Raw genomic sequence first — 550 nt, 5'->3', positions numbered from 1 at the left:
CCCCCCCCCCCCCCCCCCCCCCCCCCCCCCCCCCCCCCCCCCCTTTTCACGCAGAAGACGTCATACGAGATCATGAGTACTGTCTCGTGGGCTCGGAGATGTGTATAAGAGACAGAGTTACGCCACCAACTGTAGATGTAACCAAGTTAGTAGGTACCTGAACGAAAGTGATTTCAGATGGATCTCTTGGAATGTAAATCAAATCGTTTACTTGGCCATCACGGTTAAAGTCAGCCGAGTAAGTATAAGAGAACCTACCTTGTTGCGAGCCTTCATAGAATAATGACACCGAAGTAGCTAAATTTTTCAGGAACTCTTTTTTGTAAGAGATCGAAGCAATTAAGCGGTCAGGGTTCAAGTTACTTGAATAGCTCAAAGTTGGGATATTTGAATTGGTTGAAGTTTGAGGAATTGACCACAAATTCAACAATTGATCGCCAGAACCGTCGCCAAAGTTACGTTGATCGGTACGGGTGTAGGCAATCATCATCGACAAGCCTTGGCTAAATTGTTTGCTCAACTGTGCAGTGGCCATCCAGTTGTAACCACC

The 550-nt window shown here is 46.9% G+C and carries 1 pseudogene; it reads right to left on the bottom strand.

The window, feature by feature from the left end:
- Positions 1 to 70 precede the first annotated feature (70 nt).
- Positions 71 to 550: pseudogene (locus tag JHD69_RS20185) on the bottom strand (hypothetical protein); the annotation flags it as partial.

The organism is Pedobacter sp. ASV12 (genome assembly GCF_016429155.1).
GTDB lineage: Bacteria > Bacteroidota > Bacteroidia > Sphingobacteriales > Sphingobacteriaceae > Pedobacter.
Note: the sequence above shows the minus strand (reverse complement) of the source record. Positions and strands in the feature narration are given on the sequence as shown.